The sequence below is a fragment of the Paenibacillus sp. TAF43_2 genome (assembly GCF_052113545.1).
GTDB lineage: Bacteria > Bacillota > Bacilli > Paenibacillales > Paenibacillaceae > Pristimantibacillus.
Genome location: NZ_JBFRDK010000369.1, coordinates 1 through 1,510 on the forward strand (window position 1 = coordinate 1; position 1,510 = coordinate 1,510).

Here is a 1,510-nt window from a genome sequence, read left to right on the forward strand (position 1 = left end):
ATGCGGCTATTGAACCGTATGGAGTGAAGAGCTTTGGCAATTTTATTTTCAGCAACTTAAATGGACAAGAGAACTTCCCTACCTATGGTTATGTATCTGCAGGCCATAACTCGACTTACTACGATGAAACAAATGGTAAGCTGTTCAACATCTTTCACAGTCGTTTCCCTTACCGCGGGGAAGGCCATGAGGTTCGTGTACATCAGATGTTTATGAACGAAGATGGCTGGCCAGTGGTCGCTCCGCATCGTTACACGGGTGAGACGATTGGCAAAATTTCCGAAAGCGATGTCGTTGGCGCTTATCATTATATTAACCACGGCAAAGAGATTACGAAGGAGATTAAACCTTCTGTTTACATTAAGCTGGAGCAGGACGGTAAAATTACAGGTGCTGTGTCCGGAACTTGGGAACTAGATGGCGACTATTATGCGAACCTGAAAGTTGATGAGCTTGTAAATGACGTTCCTGTTCAAACGACATACAAAGGGGTGTTCATTCGCCAATGGGACCCTACTTCGAATGCTTATGTCATGGCTTTTAGCGCTTTGTCAGGCAAAGGTGCTGCTGTTTGGGGAAGTCAGTTGGAAGCGTTAACTGATCAAGAACTCGCTGCGAATGCAGTTAATAGGTTAACGCTAGGCGATACAAGCCGTGTATTTAATGATGTCAGCCTTCCCTTAAAAGCTGCAAACCATTGGCCGATTACATGGGAGTCTTCGAACACATCAGTCGTAACGGCAAGTGGAGCTGTAACAAGGCCAAGCGCAGGTTCCGGCGATGCAGCGGTACAATTAACAGCAACGATAACGTTAGGCAGCGCATCCGCATCCAAAACGTTCACACTTATAGTTCAACAGCATAATGAAAGTCCGTTAGCAGATGGATTAGTCGCTCAGTACAATTTTGAGAGCAATCTTGAAGAAATGACGGGCATAACGGCGGCAGCAACTGTCACGGGCGACCGAATTGATCGTACAGGCGGAGAAATTTCGTTTGTAGACGGAACGGCGGGCAAAGGAAAGGCGGCTAGCTTTGACGGCGCGTCTGGTGTTCTTTTACCGGAAGGCTTAATTTCAACAAATGAATATACAGTATCGATGTGGCTGAACCCTGCCGAGGCAGCAAACATTGCTCCAGCTTTCTTCGGTGCACAAACGCCGCAAAGCTGGATCAGCTTTATGCCACGAGGGCATGATTTTGCGAAAAATAATACGATGCTGTGGTCAGGTGAAGCTTGGTATGATGCATCTACAGGCATACAGATCAAGCTGAATGAGTGGACACATATTGCATTTACAGTGAAAAACGGCGAGACACAAATATTCATCAACGGGATTAAGAAATATTCCGGTACAGGTATGCCAAACGTGTTCACAGACAAGCACGGTCTGTTTGCACTAGGGGTCAACTATTGGGACACACCTTATAAAGGTCTCATCGATGAGGTTCGTATTTACGATGTGGCTTTAAATGCAGAGAAAATAGGGTGGTTGGCTTTTGGCGAGCC

1 protein-coding gene is annotated in these 1,510 nt (G+C 46.2%); it reads left to right on the forward strand.

Annotated elements, in window-relative coordinates; genetic code table 11:
- Positions 1–1,510: LamG-like jellyroll fold domain-containing protein (locus tag AB4Z17_RS33445; protein WP_441964756.1), on the forward strand; the 1,510-nt coding region annotated here is incomplete at both ends.